This window comes from Streptomyces sp. NPDC059248, from assembly GCF_042753905.1.
Classification (GTDB): domain Bacteria; phylum Actinomycetota; class Actinomycetes; order Streptomycetales; family Streptomycetaceae; genus Streptomyces.
On record NZ_JBHYZV010000006.1, the window covers coordinates 103,148 to 120,962 of the forward strand.

The 17,815-nt window shown below is 72.5% G+C and carries 11 protein-coding genes; 10 read left to right on the forward strand and 1 reads right to left on the reverse strand.

Annotation, left to right across the window (positions count from 1 at the left end):
• Positions 1-498: 498 nt before the first annotated feature.
• Positions 499-3,810, forward strand: a complete 3,312-nt coding sequence (locus ACFXG1_RS04570; RefSeq protein WP_384740933.1) for a right-handed parallel beta-helix repeat-containing protein — start codon at positions 499-501, stop codon at positions 3,808-3,810.
• A gap of 53 nt (positions 3,811-3,863) precedes the next feature.
• Positions 3,864-5,069, forward strand: coding sequence for a S8 family serine peptidase (locus ACFXG1_RS04575; RefSeq protein WP_384740936.1), 1,206 nt, complete (start codon positions 3,864-3,866; stop codon positions 5,067-5,069).
• 90 nt (positions 5,070-5,159) lie between these two features.
• On the opposite strand, the gene eccCa is transcribed toward ACFXG1_RS04575, so the two are convergent.
• A complete protein-coding gene (eccCa, locus tag ACFXG1_RS04580) occupies positions 5,160-9,134 on the reverse strand; it encodes a type VII secretion protein EccCa (protein ID WP_384740939.1) in 3,975 nt (1,324 codons plus the stop codon).
• A 183-nt stretch (positions 9,135-9,317) separates the two neighbouring features.
• Between eccCa and eccD the strand changes: the two genes are divergently transcribed.
• The 8 genes from eccD to ACFXG1_RS04620 all read left to right on the forward strand — a co-directional run bounded on the left by eccD (position 9,318) and on the right by ACFXG1_RS04620 (position 17,810).
• Positions 9,318-10,721 (forward strand): type VII secretion integral membrane protein EccD, encoded by a 1,404-nt coding sequence (gene eccD / locus ACFXG1_RS04585; RefSeq protein WP_384715608.1) that lies wholly within the window; start codon positions 9,318-9,320, stop codon positions 10,719-10,721.
• A 94-nt stretch (positions 10,722-10,815) separates the two neighbouring features.
• On the forward strand, positions 10,816-12,285 hold the full coding sequence (eccB, locus tag ACFXG1_RS04590; protein WP_384740943.1) for a type VII secretion protein EccB: 1,470 nt from the start codon (positions 10,816-10,818) through the stop codon (positions 12,283-12,285).
• A gap of 64 nt (positions 12,286-12,349) precedes the next feature.
• Complete coding sequence (locus tag ACFXG1_RS04595; protein WP_384715611.1) at positions 12,350-12,721, forward strand: hypothetical protein; 372 nt, start codon at positions 12,350-12,352, stop codon at positions 12,719-12,721.
• 88 nt (positions 12,722-12,809) lie between these two features.
• The gene (locus ACFXG1_RS04600; protein ID WP_384715614.1) at positions 12,810-13,133 is read left to right on the forward strand and encodes a WXG100 family type VII secretion target; all 324 of its coding nucleotides are present in this window, start codon (positions 12,810-12,812) and stop codon (positions 13,131-13,133) included.
• Positions 13,134-13,209: 76 nt separating this feature from the next.
• The gene (locus tag ACFXG1_RS04605; RefSeq protein ID WP_384715618.1) at positions 13,210-13,692 is read left to right on the forward strand and encodes a type VII secretion system-associated protein; all 483 of its coding nucleotides are present in this window, start codon (positions 13,210-13,212) and stop codon (positions 13,690-13,692) included.
• Positions 13,693-13,872: 180 nt separating this feature from the next.
• The gene (locus tag ACFXG1_RS04610) at positions 13,873-16,950 is read left to right on the forward strand and encodes an AAWKG family protein (RefSeq protein ID WP_384740947.1); all 3,078 of its coding nucleotides are present in this window, start codon (positions 13,873-13,875) and stop codon (positions 16,948-16,950) included.
• A gap of 60 nt (positions 16,951-17,010) precedes the next feature.
• On the forward strand, positions 17,011-17,502 hold the full coding sequence (locus ACFXG1_RS04615) for a YbaB/EbfC family nucleoid-associated protein (protein WP_384711537.1): 492 nt from the start codon (positions 17,011-17,013) through the stop codon (positions 17,500-17,502).
• Positions 17,499-17,810: a hypothetical protein gene (locus ACFXG1_RS04620; RefSeq protein WP_384711534.1), complete on the forward strand. Its 312-nt coding sequence runs from the start codon at positions 17,499-17,501 to the stop codon at positions 17,808-17,810. Before ACFXG1_RS04615 ends, ACFXG1_RS04620 begins: the two co-directional genes overlap by 4 nt.
• Positions 17,811-17,815 lie beyond the last annotated feature (5 nt).

Genomic DNA, 17,815 nt, shown 5'->3' on the forward strand with positions numbered 1-17,815 from the left:
GGGCACACCACCGGGCCATGGTGGTGCCACGACCGCGAACACCGCGCTGACCAGCGGTTTTACCGCGAGGATCGGGCTCGTCCGCCAGGTCGGAGCGAGCCGGTGACGCGTGCGAGACGACGGACTCGTACCCGATAACTGGCCGTAAACATACGATCATTGGCCGGAAAGTGGATGAACGCCGGTCGGGCCGCGACCGATGGCCGCCGTGCCACCGGAAGAAGGCGGCGGGGAAACGGAACCGAACCGCCGTCGATTCCATCCCGACAGACGGCGAAGGCAGCCCGGGCCCGCGCCACGCGGACCCCACCCGGACCGACCCGGACCGACCCGCCCCGTTCCGCCTGAAGAGGGCCTCGCGGGGTGTGACGGTCCCGTCCCCCTCGGTGGCGGGCCGGTCGGCGCACCATGCATGATGATCGGAACAGTTGCACCCGCCCCGGCCGCGAGCGGACCCTTACGGAGGAGCGGCGCCGGGGCGCCCGGGAGGTTCAGAACGTGTCACGTCAGCTGCTCACCGTCGCCCCCGACGGCACGGGCGACTGCTCCACCATCTCCGAAGCTCTTCGCATCGCCAGGACCGGCGCCGTGATCAGCGTCAGTGCCGGGAGGTACGAGGAGAGTCTGACGCTCACCACCTCCCTCACCCTCACCGCGATCGAAGGCCGCGGCACCGTCGAACTGGCACCCCGCCGCGGCACCGCGTTGACGCTCGCCTGCGACTCGGCGATGGTCAACTCCCTCGTGCTGCGCGGCCACGACGACGAACTGCCGGTCGTGGACGTCCCGCGAGGGCAGCTGCTGCTCGACCGGTGCGATGTGTACGGGAGTTCCTGGACCGCCCTGTACGCCCGGGGCGACGGCGCCCTCGCGGTGCGCCAGTGCCGGATCGAGAACCCCAAGGGCGCCGGGATCGTGACCACCTCCACCCCCGAGAGCCTGGTCGAGGAGTGCGTCGTCGAGCACCTCGGGACCTCCGCCGTCGTCGCGGGCGAGGACGGCAGGCTCTCCCTGCGCGGCGGAAGACTGCGCGACGCCCGGGGCAACGGCGTCCTCGCCAACGGCCGGGCCCGGGTACGGGTCGAGGAGTGCGAGATCTCGGCGACCGACAAGCCGGGCGCCGCCGTCGAGGGGGAGAGCGATGTCGTCCTGCTCCGCTCCACCGTCACCGACTGCGCCGTCGGCGTCTTCGTCAACTCCTCCGGAACCATCATCGTGGAGGAGGTGACGGTACGGAACAGCGGCGGTCACGGCTTCGTCGTCGGCGGTGGCGCCGCGCCCGCCCTGCGGCGCTGCCGTACCGAACGCACCGCCGGGCACGCGCTGCTGGTCACCGAGCGGAGCCGGGGCACCGTCGAGGAGTGCGTCTTCACCGGAGCCAGGGACGCGGCCGTCCGCGTCGCCGGATCCTCCTCGCCGAGGCTGACCGCCACCGCCGTCCACGACGCGGAGTCGACCGGAGTGCTGCTGGAGGAGGAGTCCGCGGCCGAGACCGACCGGCTGGAGGTCACCGGCAGCGCCGGGAGCGGCGTACTCGTCCGCACCGGCGCCAACCCCCTGCTGCGGAACTCGGCCGTGACCCGCTCCGGCGGCCACGGCGTCGAGGTCGTCAAGGACGGCCGCGGCAGGCTGGAGGAGTGCCGGATCGACGAGAGCGGCGGCGCCGGGATCCATGTCTCGGGCCACGGCAGCCTCTACGTCGGCCGGGGCACACTCCGCGGCGGCACGGGACCCGCCGCGCACGTCGGTGCCCTCGGCGCCCTCACCATCCGCGATCTCGACGTCCACGACTGCCCCGCGGACGGCGTCCGCGTCGACGACCAGGGCGAACTGACCGCCACCCGGGCCCGGATCCGGGACGCCGGCGAGCACGGCGTACGGATCGCGTCCGGTGCCCGCGCCACCCTCACCTCCTGCGAGGTGACCTCCGCGCGCGGCGACGGCATCCGCGTCGAGGGCCCGGGGCCCGCCGCCCTGATCGACTGCGCCGTTCGCGACAACGGCGGCAGCGGGCTGCGCCAGACCGTCGCCGGCGACCGGCTCGCGGTGGAGCGGCTGACCAGCGCCGGGAACAGCGCCCCGGACGCCTGGGGCACCGCCGCCGACGCCGAGGCCGCGGGGGACGGCAGGCTGCCCGGCGGCGCGGCCGTCACCGGCGACGACGGCGAGACGGCGGGTCCGGTCGCCGAACTCCAGTCGCTGATCGGCCTCGACGACGTCAAACAGCAGGTACTGACCCTGATCAACCTCAACCGGATGGCACAGCGCCGGGCCGCCCTCGGCATGCCGGTGCCGCCGATGAGCCGACACCTGGTCTTCGCGGGCCCGCCCGGCACCGGCAAGACCACCGTGGCCCGTCTCTACGGCTCCATTCTCGCCTCCCTCGGAGTGCTCCGCTCGGGCCATCTGGTCGAGGTCTCCCGGGCCGACCTCGTCGCCCAGATCATCGGCGGTACGGCGATCAAGACCACGGAGACCTTCAACCGGGCCCTCGGCGGGGTCCTCTTCGTCGACGAGGCGTACACCCTGCTCTCCGACGGCGGATCGGGCGCGGACTTCGGCCGCGAGGCCATCGACACCCTGGTCAAACTGATGGAGGACCACCGCGACGACATCGTGGTGGTGGCGGCCGGATACCCCGGGGAGATGACGGACTTCCTGGCCTCCAACCCCGGCCTCGCCTCCCGGTTCACCCGCAATGTCGAGTTCACCGACTACACCTCCGACGAACTCGTCACCATCGTCGAGCGGATGTGCTCCGCGCACCGCTACGAACTCGACGGCGACGACGCCCGTACGGCGCTGCGCACCCACTTCGAGCGCATCCCCCGGGACGCCTCCTTCGGCAACGGCCGCACCGCGCGCAAGGTCTTCGAGGAGATGGTCGACCGCCAGGCGTCCCGGCTCGCCGCCCGCGGGGACGTCGGCGAACGCGACCTCGCCCTGCTGACCGCCGACGACGTCGGCGCGTCCGCCGCCGACGGCGGAGGCGGCGCGGACGACGAGGACCCGATGGCGCGGCTCGACGCCCTCGTCGGTCTGGCGGCCGTCAAGCGCGAGGTCGGCGACCTGGTCAATCTGCTCGCCACCACCCGGCGCCGGGCCGCGGCCGGACTCCCGGCCCCCCGTATCAGCAACCACCTCGTCTTCACGGGCCCGCCCGGCACCGGCAAGACCACCGTGGCCCGGCTCTACGGGGAGTTGCTCGCCTCCTTGGAAGTGCTGCCGCGCGGCCAGCTGGTGGAGGTGTCACGGGCCGACCTGGTGGGCCGGTACGTCGGCCACACCGCCCAGCTGACCAAGGAGGTCTTCCAGCGCGCCATCGGCGGTGTGCTCTTCGTCGACGAGGCGTACACCCTCACCCCCGCGTCGGCCGGGTCCGGTTCGTCGGACTTCGGCCAGGAGGCCGTGGACACCCTGCTGAAGCTGATGGAGGACCACCGCGACGAAGTGGTGGTGATCGCCGCGGGCTACACGGAGGAGATGGACCGCTTCCTGAACTCCAACCCCGGCCTCGCCTCCCGCTTCACCCGCAGCGTCGAGTTCCCCGACTACTCCTCGGACGAACTCGTCACCATCGTCCTGCGGCACGCGGCCGACAACGGCTACGACTGCGATCCCGCGACCGCGTCGGATCTGCTCGCCCACTTCGACACGATCCCGCGCGGCCGCACCTTCGGCAACGCCCGGCTCGCCCGGCAGACCCTGGAGACCATGATGACCCGTCAGGCGGGGCGGCTGAGCGCGATGCCCGCACCGACCCTCGACGATCTGCGCCTGCTGCTCCCCGAGGACCTCCGAGGCAAGTAGGCCTTCCTTTCCGGCCCTCCCTTCCGGCCCTCCCCAAGCAAGGACGTGTCCCTGTGCGCCGCCGTACCAACGCGCTGCTCTGCCTGGCCACCCTCGCCGTACTGCTGCCCGCGCCCGCCGCGCTCGCGGAACCCACCGATCCGCCCGGGGCCACCACCTTGCCGGGCATGCCCGAGCGGCTGGCCCCGGGACAGGAGTGCACCGAGCACCCCGGCCGGGTCACCGCGGCTGCGCCCTGGACGCGCCGGGCCCTGGGCCTCGACCAGGTGTGGCGGCTGTCGAAGGGGCGCGGTGTGACGGTGGCCGTCGTCGGTACCGGCGTCAGTGAAACCCCGGCCGTGCTCGCGGGCCGGGTCAGGGCCCTGGACTCGGCGGGTGAGGACTGCGTGGGGCGCGGTACGTTCCAGGCGGGTCTGGTCGCCGGGGCCGGCACCCCCGGTCACGGCTTCTCCGGAGTGGCGCCCGAGGCCGCGATCCTGGCCGTGCGCGGTACGGGCGAGCGGGGCGAACCCGACCGGGACCGGCTGGCGTCCGGGGTCCGGCGGGCGGCCGAGGAGGGCGCCGATGTGATCACCGTGACCGCTCCGCTGGACGGCGCCGACCCGGACGTACGGGCGGCGATGGCGGCGGCCGCGCGCCACGACGCCCTCGTCGTCGTCCCGGCCGCCGACGACGGCAAGGCGACGAGCGCGTCGTCGGGCGCGTCGGCGGGGCCGCCCGCCCCGGCCCCGCCGTCCGGGGCGCTGGCCGTGGTGGACACCGATCCGCGGGGCGACCGGAAGGCGGGAGCGCCGGCGTACACCCGGGCGGATCTGACGGCACCCGGCACGGCCCTGGTCGGCCCGGGGCCCGCCGGCGACGGCAAGTGGACGGCCTCGGGACCCTCCCTGGCGGCGGCCCTGACGGCCGGAGCCGCGGCGCTGGTCCGCTCGTACCACCCCCGACTGAGCGCGGCCGAGGTACGGGACCGGATCCTGTCCGGCGCGTACCCGGGCGCCGAACTCCCGGCCCTCGATCCCTACGGCGCGGTGTCCGGCGTCGCCCGCCCGGCGCCCGTCGCCGCCCCCGCGCAGGAGCCGCCCGTCACCCTGCCGGAGGCCGCCGGCACGACGGGCGCGCGTTCCACGGCCCTCCTCGTCACGGCCGGATCGGCCGGAGTGATCGTGCTGGTGGCGTTTCTGGCGGTGGTACTGCCGCGCGGCCGGGCCCGCGGCTGGCGCCCCGGCCGCTGGGACGCCGCGGACCGACCGGGCAGGTGACGCCCGACGACCCCGGACGAACCTCGCCCGGGGCCGGGCCGGGCCGGGCCGTCCGGACGGGAACCTCCCGCACCACTTTCGTCCCCGGGCTCACCCGGTGGCCGACTCGCCCTCCTCGGCCACCTCGTCGGGGAGCGCGAGCTGCATCATCCCGGGCTTGCGGCGCACCAGGCTCTGGGCCCGTCCCGGCGGCAGGATCCGTGACCGTACACCGTCGAGGACATGCCCCTCGGACGGCGGGCAGGACAACAGCAGCGCGGACGAGTTGACCTCCTGCATCTTGCGCACCACCGGGTCCTGGCGGCCGGCGCCCGACGCGGCGCGGGCGACGACCATGTGCAGCCCCACCTCGAAGCCGAGCGGGATATGCGTCAGCAGCGGTTCGAGGGGGTTGTCGAAGCCGGAGCCGATCAGCTCGTAGTCGTCGACCAGGACGAAGAGCCGGGGGCCGTCCCACCAGTCGGCCCGCCGCATGCGCGCGGGGGAGATATCGGGTCCCGGAGTACGTTCGGCCATCGCGCGGGCCACCCCGCCGACGTACTCCCGCAGCGGATCGGCGGAGACCGCGTGCCCGATGCGGTACTCCTCCGGAATGGCCGAGATCAGCTCGCGGCGGAAGTCGGCGACGAGGAACCGTGCCTCGTCCGGGGTGTGCCGGGCCATGATCCGCTGGGCGATCAGCCGCAGCGCGCCGGTCTTGCCGCTCTCGGTGTCGCCCACCAGATACAGATGCGGGCTCTGGGTGAAGTCGTGCCGGACGGGCTCCAGTTCGGCCTGGTCGAGGCCGATGGTGATCCGCAGCGGATCGGGGTCCGCCGGGAGTTCGGCGGAGAGCAGCCGGGCCGGCAGCATCCGCACCGGGGGCGCGGGCGGCGCGTCCCAGCTCTCCGCGACCGCCTCCACGAGGTCCGCGATCGCGTCCGACAGGTCTTCGGCCTGCTCCTGGCCGTCGATACGGGGCAGTGCGGTCAGGAAGTGCATCTTGTCGGAGCTCAGCCCCCGGCCGGGGCTGACGGGAACGGCGGCGGCCTTCCGGACGTCGATGGTGGAGTCCATCGGATCGCCCATGCGCAGCTCCAGCCGGGTGCCGATCTGATCCCGCAGCCAGGACGGCACCTCCAGCCAGCGGGAGGTGCTGAGGACGAGGTGGACACCGTAGTTGAGGCCGCGGGACGCGATGCCCTGGAAGTGTTCGAGATCGTCCTGCATGTCGGAGCGCACGGTGGACCAGCCGTCCACCACGAGGAAGACATCGCCGTACGGGGAGTCGGGGAAGTCGCCCCGCGCCCGCCGCTTGCGGAACGCCGCCATCGAGTCGATGCCGTGCTCCTGGAAGAAGATCTCGCGCCGGTTGAGCAGGGATGTGACCTCCGCGAGGGTACGGGCGGTGCGCTCGCGGTCGAGTCGGCCGGCGACCCCGCCGACATGGGGCAGCCCGGCGAGTGACGAGAGCGCCCCGCCGCCGAAGTCGAGGCAGTAGAACTGCGTCTCACGGGGCGAGTGGGTGAGGGCCAGCGCGCAGATCAGGGTCCGCAGCAGGGTGCTCTTTCCGCTCTGCGGACCGCCCGCCACGGCGAGATGGCCGCCCGCCGCCGACAGATCGACCGTGAGCAGGTCGCGCACCTGCTCGAACGGCCGGTCCACCAGGCCGACGGGCACCCTGAGCCTGCCGCGGTCCGGCCAGTCGGCGGCGGTGAGCCCGAAGCCGGGATACGGGGTCAGGGGCGGCAGCAGCGTGTCGAGGGCGGGTGGCGCGTCCAGCGGCGGCAGCCACACCTGGTGGGCGGGCGGGCCGCTGCCCCGCAGCTTCTCCAGGGCGAGCCCCATCAGGGACTCCTCGGTCTCCGGCTCGTCTACGGGCTCCGGATCGGGGGCCGCGGGCAGTACCCGCGGCACCACCCACTCGGTTCCCCAGGACACCACCTGACGGGCTATCTGCGCCCGCCGTACGGTACCGCGCCGGGGTGCCTTGTACGTGCCGGAGACATAGGCGGCCCGGAACCGGGTCAGCGCCTCCACCCCGCTCTTGAGATAGCCGCTGCCCGGCTGGGACGGCAGATGGTAGGCGTCCGGTACGCCGAGGACGCCTCGGCTCTCGATCGCGGAGAAGGTCCGCAGACCGATCCGGTACGAGAGATGGCCCTCCAGCTGGCTCATCCGCCCCTCCTCCAGCCGCTGGGATGCGAGCAGCAGATGGACCCCCAGGGACCGGCCGAGACGGCCGATCATCACGAACAGCTCCATGAAGTCGCGGTGCGCGGCCAGCAGCTCGCTGAACTCGTCCACGACGACGAAGAGACTCGGCAGCGGGTCGAGCGGAGTGCCGGCCGCGCGGGCCCGCTCGTACTCAAGGACCGAGGCGTAGTTGCCCGCCTTGCGCAGCAGCTCCTGGCGGCGGACGAGTTCGCCGTGCAGGGCGTCCTGCATCCGCCCGACGAGGGCGACCTCGTCGGCGAGGTTGGTGATGACCGCCGAGGTGTGCGGCAGTTCGTCCATGCCGAGGAAGGTCGCGCCGCCCTTGAAGTCGACGAGGACGAGGTTGAGCGTCTCGGAGGAGTGGGTGAGCGCCAGACCGAGGACGAGGGTACGCAGCAGCTCGCTCTTGCCGGAGCCGGTGGCGCCGATCAGCATGCCGTGGGGCCCCATGCCGCCCTGGGCCGACTCCTTGATGTCCAGCTCGACGGGCGTACCGTCCTCGCCGACGGCGATGGGCACCCGCAGCCTGCCCCGGCCCTCGACGGGATGGCGCCACAGCCGGGCAGGTTCGTGCCGTCGCAGGTCCGTGATGCCGAGAAGCGCGGTCAGCTCGGTGTCGGTGACGAACGGTTCGGCGGCGGTGACGCCGCCGCCGAGACGGTAGGGGGAGAGCCGCCGGGCCAGGGCCTGTGCGGCGACCGGGCCGAAGGCGTCGGGCTGCCCCAGCAGCGTCGCCTGTTCTTTGCGGTCGCGATCGGTACGGACCAGGTGCAGACCCTGGTCGTCGATCCGCAGCCGCAAGGTGCCCCGGCCCGACTTCCAGGCGAGCGCCCCGCCGAGGTCGACCAGGACGGTGTTGCGGTACCCGACCCCCGTCACCCGGTGCCCGGACGGTACGGCCCCGCCGTCGACCACGACGACGGTGAAGGGCTCCTCCCGCCCCGGCGGGGTATCGGGGTCGAACGGGGGACGCTGGACGAAGTCGGCGCCCAGCAACTCCTCCAGCGCCTGGAAGTCCGCCGCCGCCAGCCGGGCCTGCCCGGCGCCGTCGCGCTGATAACCGTGCTGGGCGTGCGGCAGCCACTTGAGCCACTCCCAGTCGGCGCGCCGGTCGTCGGACACGCACAGCGCGATATTCAGGTCCTCCGGCGCGTGGAAGGCGGCGAGCTGGGCCAGGAAGGCTCGGGTCAGCGCCCGGGACCGCGCCTCGTCCCCGGTGATCAGCACCCGCGACCAGGCCCGCAGATACAGGGCGATCGGCTGGCCGGGAAGGGTGCCGTAGGCGCGGATGAAGCTGCGCAGGGCATGGGCCGACAGCGGCTCCAGATCCTCCACGGGCCGGGTGGCGGGCGGGGCGAGGCGTACGGCCAGCTTCTGCTCGCCGACCGCGACCCGCACCTCGGTGAAGTCCTCATCGGACGAGCGGCGCTCCCACTGCCGGCTGGTGCCGCCGAGCGCCCAGAGCGCGGCGGGCTCCGGGTGCCGCCAGGCCAGTGCCCGCTGCTGCTCCTCCACCGTGACCCGGATCCGGCGGCGCATCTGCGTCAGATACCGCAGATAGTCCCGCCGATCCCCCTTGAGTTTGCGTTTGCGCTCACTCGCGGACCGGATCACCTGGGCGAGGATCATGACCACGGACGAGAGCAGCATGAGCCCGATGGCGATATAGCTGAACGTCGTCGCCTGATTGGGCCTCAGGAACATCATCAGCATCGCCAATGACGTCAGGCCCATGGGGAGATACGTCCACATGGCCGAGGTGTTCGGCTCCGCCTCCGGCAGGGTCGGCGGCTCCTGGAGACCGAGTTCTCCCTCGGGCATATCGGGGCCTCGTCGGCGGGCGGGCCGACGGAACAGCATGGTGCTCACGCTGGAAGGTCTCCTGGATTCGTCATGCCCCGGTCGCGGCCGTACCCGGAACCCGAGCGGATGGGTGCGGTGAAGAGGATGGCAAAAGGGGCCAAGGGGTTCTGCGAACCGACGTGTTGACCAAGGTAATGTGCGCTACCTCCCCTTCGACACCCCGGACCCTCGGATAGGTGCGTCCTACGCATGACGGAAAATTCGGGCACATCAACTCCCGGCCTGTGCCGGCTCACGGTGAAGACCCCCCGGAGACTGCTCGATCTCGCGGTCCCCGTCGACGTCCCCCTGGCGGACCTGCTGCCCACCCTTCTCGACCACGCGGGCGAGGAGCTGGCGGAACAGGGCATCGAGCACGGCGGCTGGGTGCTGCAGCGCCTCGGTGAGGACCCTCTCGACGAGGAGCACACACCCGACGCGCTCGGACTCCGCGACGGTGAGATCCTCCATCTGCGACCCCGCACGGAGACCCTGCCCGCGATCCACTTCGACGATCTGGTGGACGGCGTCGCCACCACCATGCGCGAACGCCCCCACGGCTGGGACGGCCGAAGCGGCCGCAGACTGCTGCTGGGCACCACCGCCGCGCTGCTGACCGCGGGCTGGGTCATCTGCGCCCTGCCCGGCGGCCCGCTCACCACCCGCGCGGCCGTCGCCGCCGTCGCCGGACTACTGGTGCTCTTCGGCGCCGCCGCCGCGTCCCGCGCCGTCGGCGACGCGGCCGCCGGAGCCGCCATCGGCGTCTTCGTCCCGCCCTACTTCGCCCTCGCCGGAGCCCTGCTGACGGCCGGTGAGTCCGGCGGCGGATACCTGACCGGAGCGGCACTGCTCGCGGCGGGCGCCGCCGCCGCGGGCGGAGCCGTACTCGCGGTCGCCGCGGTCGCCGCCTACGTACCCCTGCTGCTCTCCCTGGCCGTACTCGCCCTCGGCGGAGCGGTCTGGGGGACGCTGATGCTGCTCCTCGACGCGGGCACCGGCTCCGCCGCCGGCCCGGTCGCGGTGCTCGCCGTCGTCCTCGGCGGACTGGTCCCCGGGATCTCCTTCCGGCTCTCCGGACTCAGACTCCCGGTCCTGCCCTCCAACGCCGAGGAACTCCAGGAAGGCATCGACCCGCACCCGCACCGGCACGTCGTGACCAGGACGGCGCTTGCCGAGGAGTGGATGACCGGCCTGTACACGGCCATCGGCCTGCTGTGCGCCGCGGTCCTGGCCGCCCTGCTCATCGACGAACCCGACATGGCCGCCCGGGTCACCGCGGCGGTACTCTGCCTGCTCCTGCTGTTGCACGCCCGCGGCATCGGCCATGCCTTGCAACGCCCCGCGATCGTCCTGCCAGGACTGCTCGGCCTGGTGCTCCTCACCCTGACCGCCGCCCCGGACCTGGCTCCGGAACGACGGCCCGCCCTGCTCGCGCTCGTCCTCGCCCTCGCGGGCGCCGTGGCGATCGCCTCCTGGACGGTGCCCGGCCGCCGGATGCTCCCCCACTGGGGGCGCGCCGGGGACATCCTCCACACCTGCGCCGCCGTCGCCATGATCCCGCTGGCGCTATGGGTGCTCGACGTCTACGCCGACCTGCGCGCCATATCCGGCTGAGGCCGGGCGGGCCGGCAACGGCGACGGCCGAACCCCGGCATCGCGACACCGCGACCGCGGGAAGAACACCCGACCAGGGCGGAGGACACCACCCGTGCAGTCCAGAAAAGACCAGGTCCAGGCGCATATGTTCGTCATGGGCCGACTCACCGGCGGCATGCTCCGCCAAGACCTCGACGCCCCCGACACCCCCACCGGCCGCACCAACCGCGGGCTGGCCTGGGGCATCGGCCTCGCCGTCGTCCTCGTCCTCGGTTTCCTGCTCTACGGACTCATATCCCCGGCGGGCACCAAGTCGTGGCGCACCTCCAACGCGCTCATCGTCCAGAAGGAGACCGGCACCCGCTATCTCTACCTCGACGGCGTACTGCGCCCGGTCCGCAACTACGCCTCCGCCCGTCTGATCGCCGAGAAGAAGCCCAACACCGTCACCGTCTCCGCGGCATCCCTGCGCGGCGAGCCGCAGGGCACCCCGGTCGGCATCCCCGGCGCGCCGGACGCCCTGCCCGCCACCCGTGACCTGGAACGCGGTGCCTGGCAGATCTGCGCCGACGAACCCCGGCGCACCGGGCCCGACGGCACCGGGCGGCAGACCCGCACATCCCTGCGGCTCGGCGCACCCGCCGACGGCACGGCACCCGGCCGCGAGCGGGCCGTACTCGTCCGCGCGGACGACGACACCCGGTATCTGCTCTGGGGCGACCAGCGGCTGCGCATCGGCGGCAACGGAGCCCTCCAGGCACTCGGTTACTCCGGCACCGCCCCCGTCCCCGTCTCCGCGCCCTTCCTCAACAGCCTCCCCGCCGGAACCGATCTGGCGGCACCCGAGGTCGCGGGACGCGGCACACCGTCCGGCCGGATCGGAGCCGCGGACGCCCGGGTGGGGCAGGTCTTCCGGCTGGAGTCGCCCGGCGCGACGGACCAGTACTTCCTGCTGGAGCAGGCCGGGCTGCGCCCCGTCGGAGCGCTCGCCGCCGCCCTCGTCCTGGGAGACGGACGCACCGCGTCCCAGGCGTACCCCGGCGCGCGGCCCACCGCCCTGCCGCTGACCGCCGGCGAACTGACACGGCGACAGGCGCCGGCGGGCAGGACCGCGCAGGACCCGGCGAGCTGGCCGGACCGCACCCCTCGGCTGCATCCGGTCGCCTCCGGCACGGCGCTCTGCGCCCGGATCCAGCCCGAGGCCACCACCCCCCGGGTGCGTCTCGCCCTCGTTCCGGCCACCCAGGGGCGGCAGACGCCCCCGGCCCGGGGGCCGGAGATCGCACCCGCGTGCTTCCCGGTGGACGCCATCACGGTCCGCCCCGGCCACGGCGCGCTGGCCGTCGCCCTGGGGGCCGGCGGCGGTGTCCGCGGTGCCACGACATACCTGGTCACCGATGTGGGGGTGAAGTACCGGATCGGCGACGAGGCCGCCGCCAAGCGGCTGGGGCTGAGCGGCGCCCGCGCCCAGGCGGTGCCGTCCCGGCTGCTGGACATGCTGCCCACCGGACCCGAACTCTCCGTCGGCGCCGCGACCGGCGCCATGGACCGATCAAATTCAGCCAATCGGCCATGTGGGTGAACCAGGTGACACGGGATCACATCCTCCGGGTCGGAACACCCGCGCCTCGACCCAAGGACACACCTTGACCTCTGCCGCGCCCGGCCCCGGGAACCTCCAGACTTCCAGCCAGCACGCCAACCAGCTCGGCCACAACGCGCTCCAGCAGGCGGAGAGCGGGATCAAGCGCTCCCAGCAGGACGTCCGCACCACGATGGACGGCCTCATCAGGGCGTACGGCGGCAAGGACGGCGGCGCCTTCCAGAACCTGCTCAACGAGTGGAGCGGTCAGGTCGACCTGATCACCGCCCGGATGAACGAGATGATGGACGCCCTCCAGCGCACCGGCCTCGCCCAGAACCGCACCCAGAGCGAGATCGAGGAACTGATCGCCTCGGCGAAGTCCCAGCACGCCCAGTTGGGCGACAGCGCGTACGGCGCCCTGATGCGCAAGTAGCCCCACCGGCGCCCCCGTACGCGAGCGGCGGCGACACCCGCCCGCCCTCGTCCGCACAACCCATTCCACCGGACCAACTGGAGCCCCCGTGTCCTTCAACAGTCACCTCAACGACGGTGTCATCCACGTCGAGTACAACTCCGTCCACATGGCGGCGGAGGACATGCGCACGCAGACCAAGGCCATCCAGAACACGGTGCTCAACCTCAACCAGGAGCTGGACGCGCTGCGCACCGCCTGGCAGGGCGTCGACGCCGCGACGTACGACCAGAAGCAGGACGCCTGGAACGCCGCGTCCAACGGTCTCGCGGAGATCCTGCAGAAGCACAGCGGTCTGCTGGAGCAGATCGTCGAGATCTACCGCAGGCACGAGAACAAGGCCGCGGGCGACTGGGGCTCGATCCGGGTCTGACCCCCGCCGCCGCCCCGGGCGCGCCCGGGGCGCCGTCCCTTCCTTCCGCCCTCCGCCCGTCCCCGAGTGAGTGAGCATGAGTACGGACAAGGTCGACCTCTCCCACCTCGATGTGAAGAGCCTCCGCACGTTCAAGGACAGCAAGGCCGACGGGGTGCAGTGGTTCATCGACGAGATCGGCGTCCTGATGGACAACCCCGTCGACCCCACCGATCCCAGTGGTACGGCCAGGGTCAGCAGCATGCAGTCGCTGGCCAATGTGAACGGCCTCGCCAGCGCGGCCACTCCCCTCAAGCTCGGCAGGCTCGGCAAGCCGCAGGGCGCCGACGCGGTGGGCGCCGCCCCCCTGAACGAGTTCCACAAGAGGGCGGCCATGTCCCTCACCGATGTCGAGGTGCAGCAGCAGACCCTCTTCGGCAATATCTCGCAGAACCTGGCGATCACCATCGCCACCATGGAGTCCGCCCAGGACTCCAGCCTCGACCAGGTGGAGTCGGGCAGGTTCCTCGACGACTGGGCGAACATCAACGACGGGCTCGTCCCTCCGAAGCGCGTCTGACACCGCGACAGCGCGTCCGACTCCGCGTCCGACTCCGCGTCCGGCACCGCGTCCGGCACCGCGTCCGACTCCGCGTCCGGCACCGCGCCCGACTCCGCGTCCGGCACCGCGCCCGACAGTGAGACCGTCGCCCCCGATCGAACCCCGCCCCCGCCCGCCCCACCCGAAGGAACCGTTCGCATGGCCACCAATGCCCTCTGGGAGGACGTCGTCAGACCGATCACCGGTTTCGACGGCAAATCCCGTGTGGAGGTCGGATACATCGGCGGCACCGTCGACGCCCCCGAGTACGCGGGGCGGGGCTGGTTGAAGGTCGACATCAAACGGATGTCGCTCCACACCATCGGCCAGAACCAGAAGGCCAAGGCCCGCGACGGTGAGCGCGTCGTCGAGTTCTACGACGACGCCGACCAGGGCAGCGCCATCTCCAGCTACTACCGGGTGACACTGTCGCTCGCCGCGAACGCGGCCAGCGGCAAGGACTTCAGCGACGGCGGATTGGCCGGCCAGTTCAACTACGGCTACGGGCGGGCCCTCGGACAGCTGAAGGAGACGGGAACGGCCAAGGGCGTCGAGAACAGCCAGGGGAAGACCCCGACGGACAGTGTCGAACTCACGTCCTTCGTCGAGAACGCCAAGGCGTTCGACGCGGTCCTGAAGTTCTTCCGGGACAAGGAGCCGGCGCTGGCGTCGTGGCTGGACCAGCTCGGCGGCGACGACGCGGCCTGGCGGGGCGGCAGCGCCGACACGTTCCGGGAACTGATCGACGGAGTGCACCTCGGCTACAAGAACCTCGCCACCGTGCTCTCCTCCGGGCCCGCGGCCCAGCAGACGAAGATGTCGTACATCAACCCCGCCTACACCCCCGCCTCCACGGTCGCGAAGGCGCTCGTGGAGGCGGCCAACGGCATTCACGACGCCGCCGTCGAGCTGCACACCGCCTGGGAGACGTGGAAGAACCACGCGGGCGGTGGACACCTCCAGGCGGACCATCTCGACTACTGGATCGACCGGGTCGGGGTGTACCTCAACGACCACAACATCATGAGGACGAGAGACGCCTCGCGCCTGCACACCGTCGGCATGGGCAGCGGCTTCGGCACCAGGATCGAGACCCTGCGCGAAAAGGACGAGTCGACGGGCCCCTTCTCCGTCGCCCACCCCGAGTTCGGTGATCTGCGGAATGCGGAGGCCTGGCAGGCACTCGCCCAGAAGTCGTACCAGACCTGGGTGAACGGTGCCCCCGCCGTCCCCGCCGAGGCCGTCGGCGCGCTGACGGGCCTCGTCGCGCTGGACAATGTCGCGGGACCGCTGGCGACCCGGCTCAACAACAACCTGGCCAAGGTCGCGCGAACCACCTCCGTCTTCACCTTCAGCGCGGGATTCACCGATCTGCGCTCCCGCTACCAGCAACGCGAGGGCGAGCGCAAGGCCGGAGAGGCGGAGCGGGAGGCCGAGCGCCAGAAGGAGGAGATGGAGAAGAAGAAGGAGGAGATGGAGAAGGGGCTGGGCGGCGGCGGTCAGCCCCCGCCCGGGCTCGGCCCCAACGGACTCGGCGGCAAGGACGGCAACCTCGGCGCCGGCGGCCCGGGCGGTCTCAAGCCCCCGCCCGGGCTCGGCCTCAACGGGCCGGGTGGCAAGGACGGCAATCCCGGTACGGGCACGGGGGGCCCGGGGAGCCTGAAGCCCCCGCCGGGCCTCGGTCTCAACGGGCCAGGCGGGGACCCGGACAAGCAGGTCATCCGCAACCCCGACGGCTCGGTTTCGGTACGCAACCCCGACGGGTCGTACACCACCACGCGCCCCGACGGCAGCAAGGAGACCACCCCGCCCGGCGTCCTCCCGCCCGGGCTCGGCCCCAACCAGCCGCCCGGCACCGGACTCAAGCCTCCTCCGGGGCTCGGACTCAATCCGCCGCCCGGCACCCCCGGGGCCGGTACACCCTCCCCGCCGCTGAAGACCGTCAAGGGCCCCGACGGCTCCACCACCTCGTACAACCAGGACGGCTCGCGCACCGTCACCCACAAGGACGGCGCCACCACCACCATCGGGCGCGACGGTACGGTGACCACCGCCAACCCGGGCGGGTCCACCACCGTCCTGCACCGGGACGGCAGCCAGTCCGTGACCTATCCGGACGGCAGCAGGACGACCTTCAAGCCCGACGGCAGTTCGGTCACGCAGTACAAGAACGGTGCGACCGTCCAGCGCGCGCCCGACGGCACGCTGACGACCACGGACCCCGAGGGCGACAAGTCCGTCAGCCGTCCCGGCCCCGGCGACACCGTCCGCAACCCGGACGGCTCCACCACCACGTACAACAAGGACGGCTCGACCTCCACCGTCCACCCCAACGGCACCCGGACCACGGCCGGGGCCGACGGCACCGTCACGACCGTCGACCCGGACGGCACGAAGACCGTCTCCCGGCTCGGGCAGACCTCCTCGACCATCGAGTACGCGGACGGCTCCGTCGCCAAGGTCGAGAAGGACGGCACGGTCGTCACCACGTACAAGGACGGCGCCTCCACCCGGCTCGGACCCGACGGTACGTACACGGTGACCGACACCGAGGGGAAGAAGACCACCGAGCATCTCAACCCGCTCGGCGGCAAGGCCGGGGCCGTCACCCAGCACAACACGGACGGCTCCACCACCACCCGGTACCCGGACGGCACGGTCGACCAGGAGTTCAAGGACGGCAGGCGCAGGGTCAGCTATCCGGACGGACGGATCATCACCACCGACGAGGACGGCCGCACCGTCGGCACCACCGGCGGCAAGCCCGGTACGCCGCCCCCGATCCCCGGCGGCGCCGGGTCCGGCCGGCTCGGCGACGGAGACCTCTCGGGCAACCGGTGGAACCCCAAGTCCTGGCAGGGCCCGTCCGGCGGCGGCTACCAGCCCCCGTCCCTCAGCCTCAACTCCACCGGCGGCGGCCTCGGGCCCCCGCCCCCTCCCGGGGCCGGCCTCGGTTCCGGGACCGGAGCGGTGGGGGACGTACGGCCGGCCGCCGCGAACGACTCGGCCGGCGCCAGGGCCCGCCCGGCCCAGGCCCTGCTGGACGACCCGTCCCGCCGCCCCGCGACCTCCTCCGGAATGATGCCGCCGATGATGCCGCCCCCCATGGGAGGAATGGGCGGCATGGGTGGTCAGGGCGGCCAGAGCGACGAGCGCGAGCGGCAGACCTGGATCAGTGAGGACGAAGAGGTCTGGGGCGCCGACGAGGGCGGCGTCGCCGGAGTGATCGGCAGATGACCGGCAGATGACCGGCCGGTACGAGTACCGGCCACGAGAACGACAGGCGGACACGGAGAGATGACCAACCACTGGGAAGCGCGGCTCGCGGAAGCGCTCACGGAGTTCGAGGAGACCCGGGAGCAGCTGAACAAGGCCGCCGCCGAGGCCACCCGGATCTCGGTGACGGTGACGTCGAAGGACCGCTCGGTGGAGGCCACCGTCGGCGCCCAGGGCGAGCTGCGGAGCCTGCGGTTCCCCACCTCGCGCTACCGCTCGATGGCACCCGCGGAACTGTCGGGCGCCCTGATGAGCACCATCGCCCGGGCCCGCCGGGAGGCGGCCTCCCAACTGCTCGACCTCTACCGGCCCTTCGGCCCGGTCCCCGGGATGTCGGCCGACACCGAGGCCGGATTCACCCCCGTGGCCTGGGACGAGCTCCTCGCGCCGCTGCGCGAGGAGGGCATCGATGTGCCCGCGACGCGCCCCGCCCCCTCGGGCGCGCTGCTCGACGAACTGGTGGACGACGAGACCGACGGCGACACCGTGGCACGGGAAGGAACGACACGATGAGCGGGCTGGACGTCGACCCCGGCGGGGTCGACAAGGGCGGCGACGCCCTGGACGAGGTGGGCGAGAAGCTCAAGATCATCCGTGAGGAGTACCTCGACAAGATCAGCAGCTATCGGGGCTGCTGGGGCACGGGCGAGTTCGGCGAGACCTTCGAGAAGAAGTACTACGAAGGGCTCGACCCCACCGTGGAGGGCGTCGACGCGCTGAGCGCCGCGGTCAAGGGCAGCGCCGCCAGCCTCAAGAGCACCGCGGCCCGGTTCCGCAAGACCCAGCAGAGCATCTACGACGACGTCAACGGCAGGCGCTGAACCCC

What these genes read in the sequence shown, in the direction of transcription:
- eccD (WP_384715608.1), top strand. Translation starts at nt 9,318, where the DNA reads ATGACGGAAAATTCGGGCACATCAACTCCCGGCCTGTGCCGGCTCACG.
- ACFXG1_RS04605 (WP_384715618.1), top strand. Translation starts at nt 13,210, where the DNA reads ATGAGTACGGACAAGGTCGACCTCTCCCACCTCGATGTGAAGAGCCTC.
- ACFXG1_RS04610 (WP_384740947.1), top strand. Translation starts at nt 13,873, where the DNA reads ATGGCCACCAATGCCCTCTGGGAGGACGTCGTCAGACCGATCACCGGT.
- ACFXG1_RS04615 (WP_384711537.1), top strand. Translation starts at nt 17,011, where the DNA reads ATGACCAACCACTGGGAAGCGCGGCTCGCGGAAGCGCTCACGGAGTTC.
- ACFXG1_RS04620 (WP_384711534.1), top strand. Translation starts at nt 17,499, where the DNA reads ATGAGCGGGCTGGACGTCGACCCCGGCGGGGTCGACAAGGGCGGCGAC.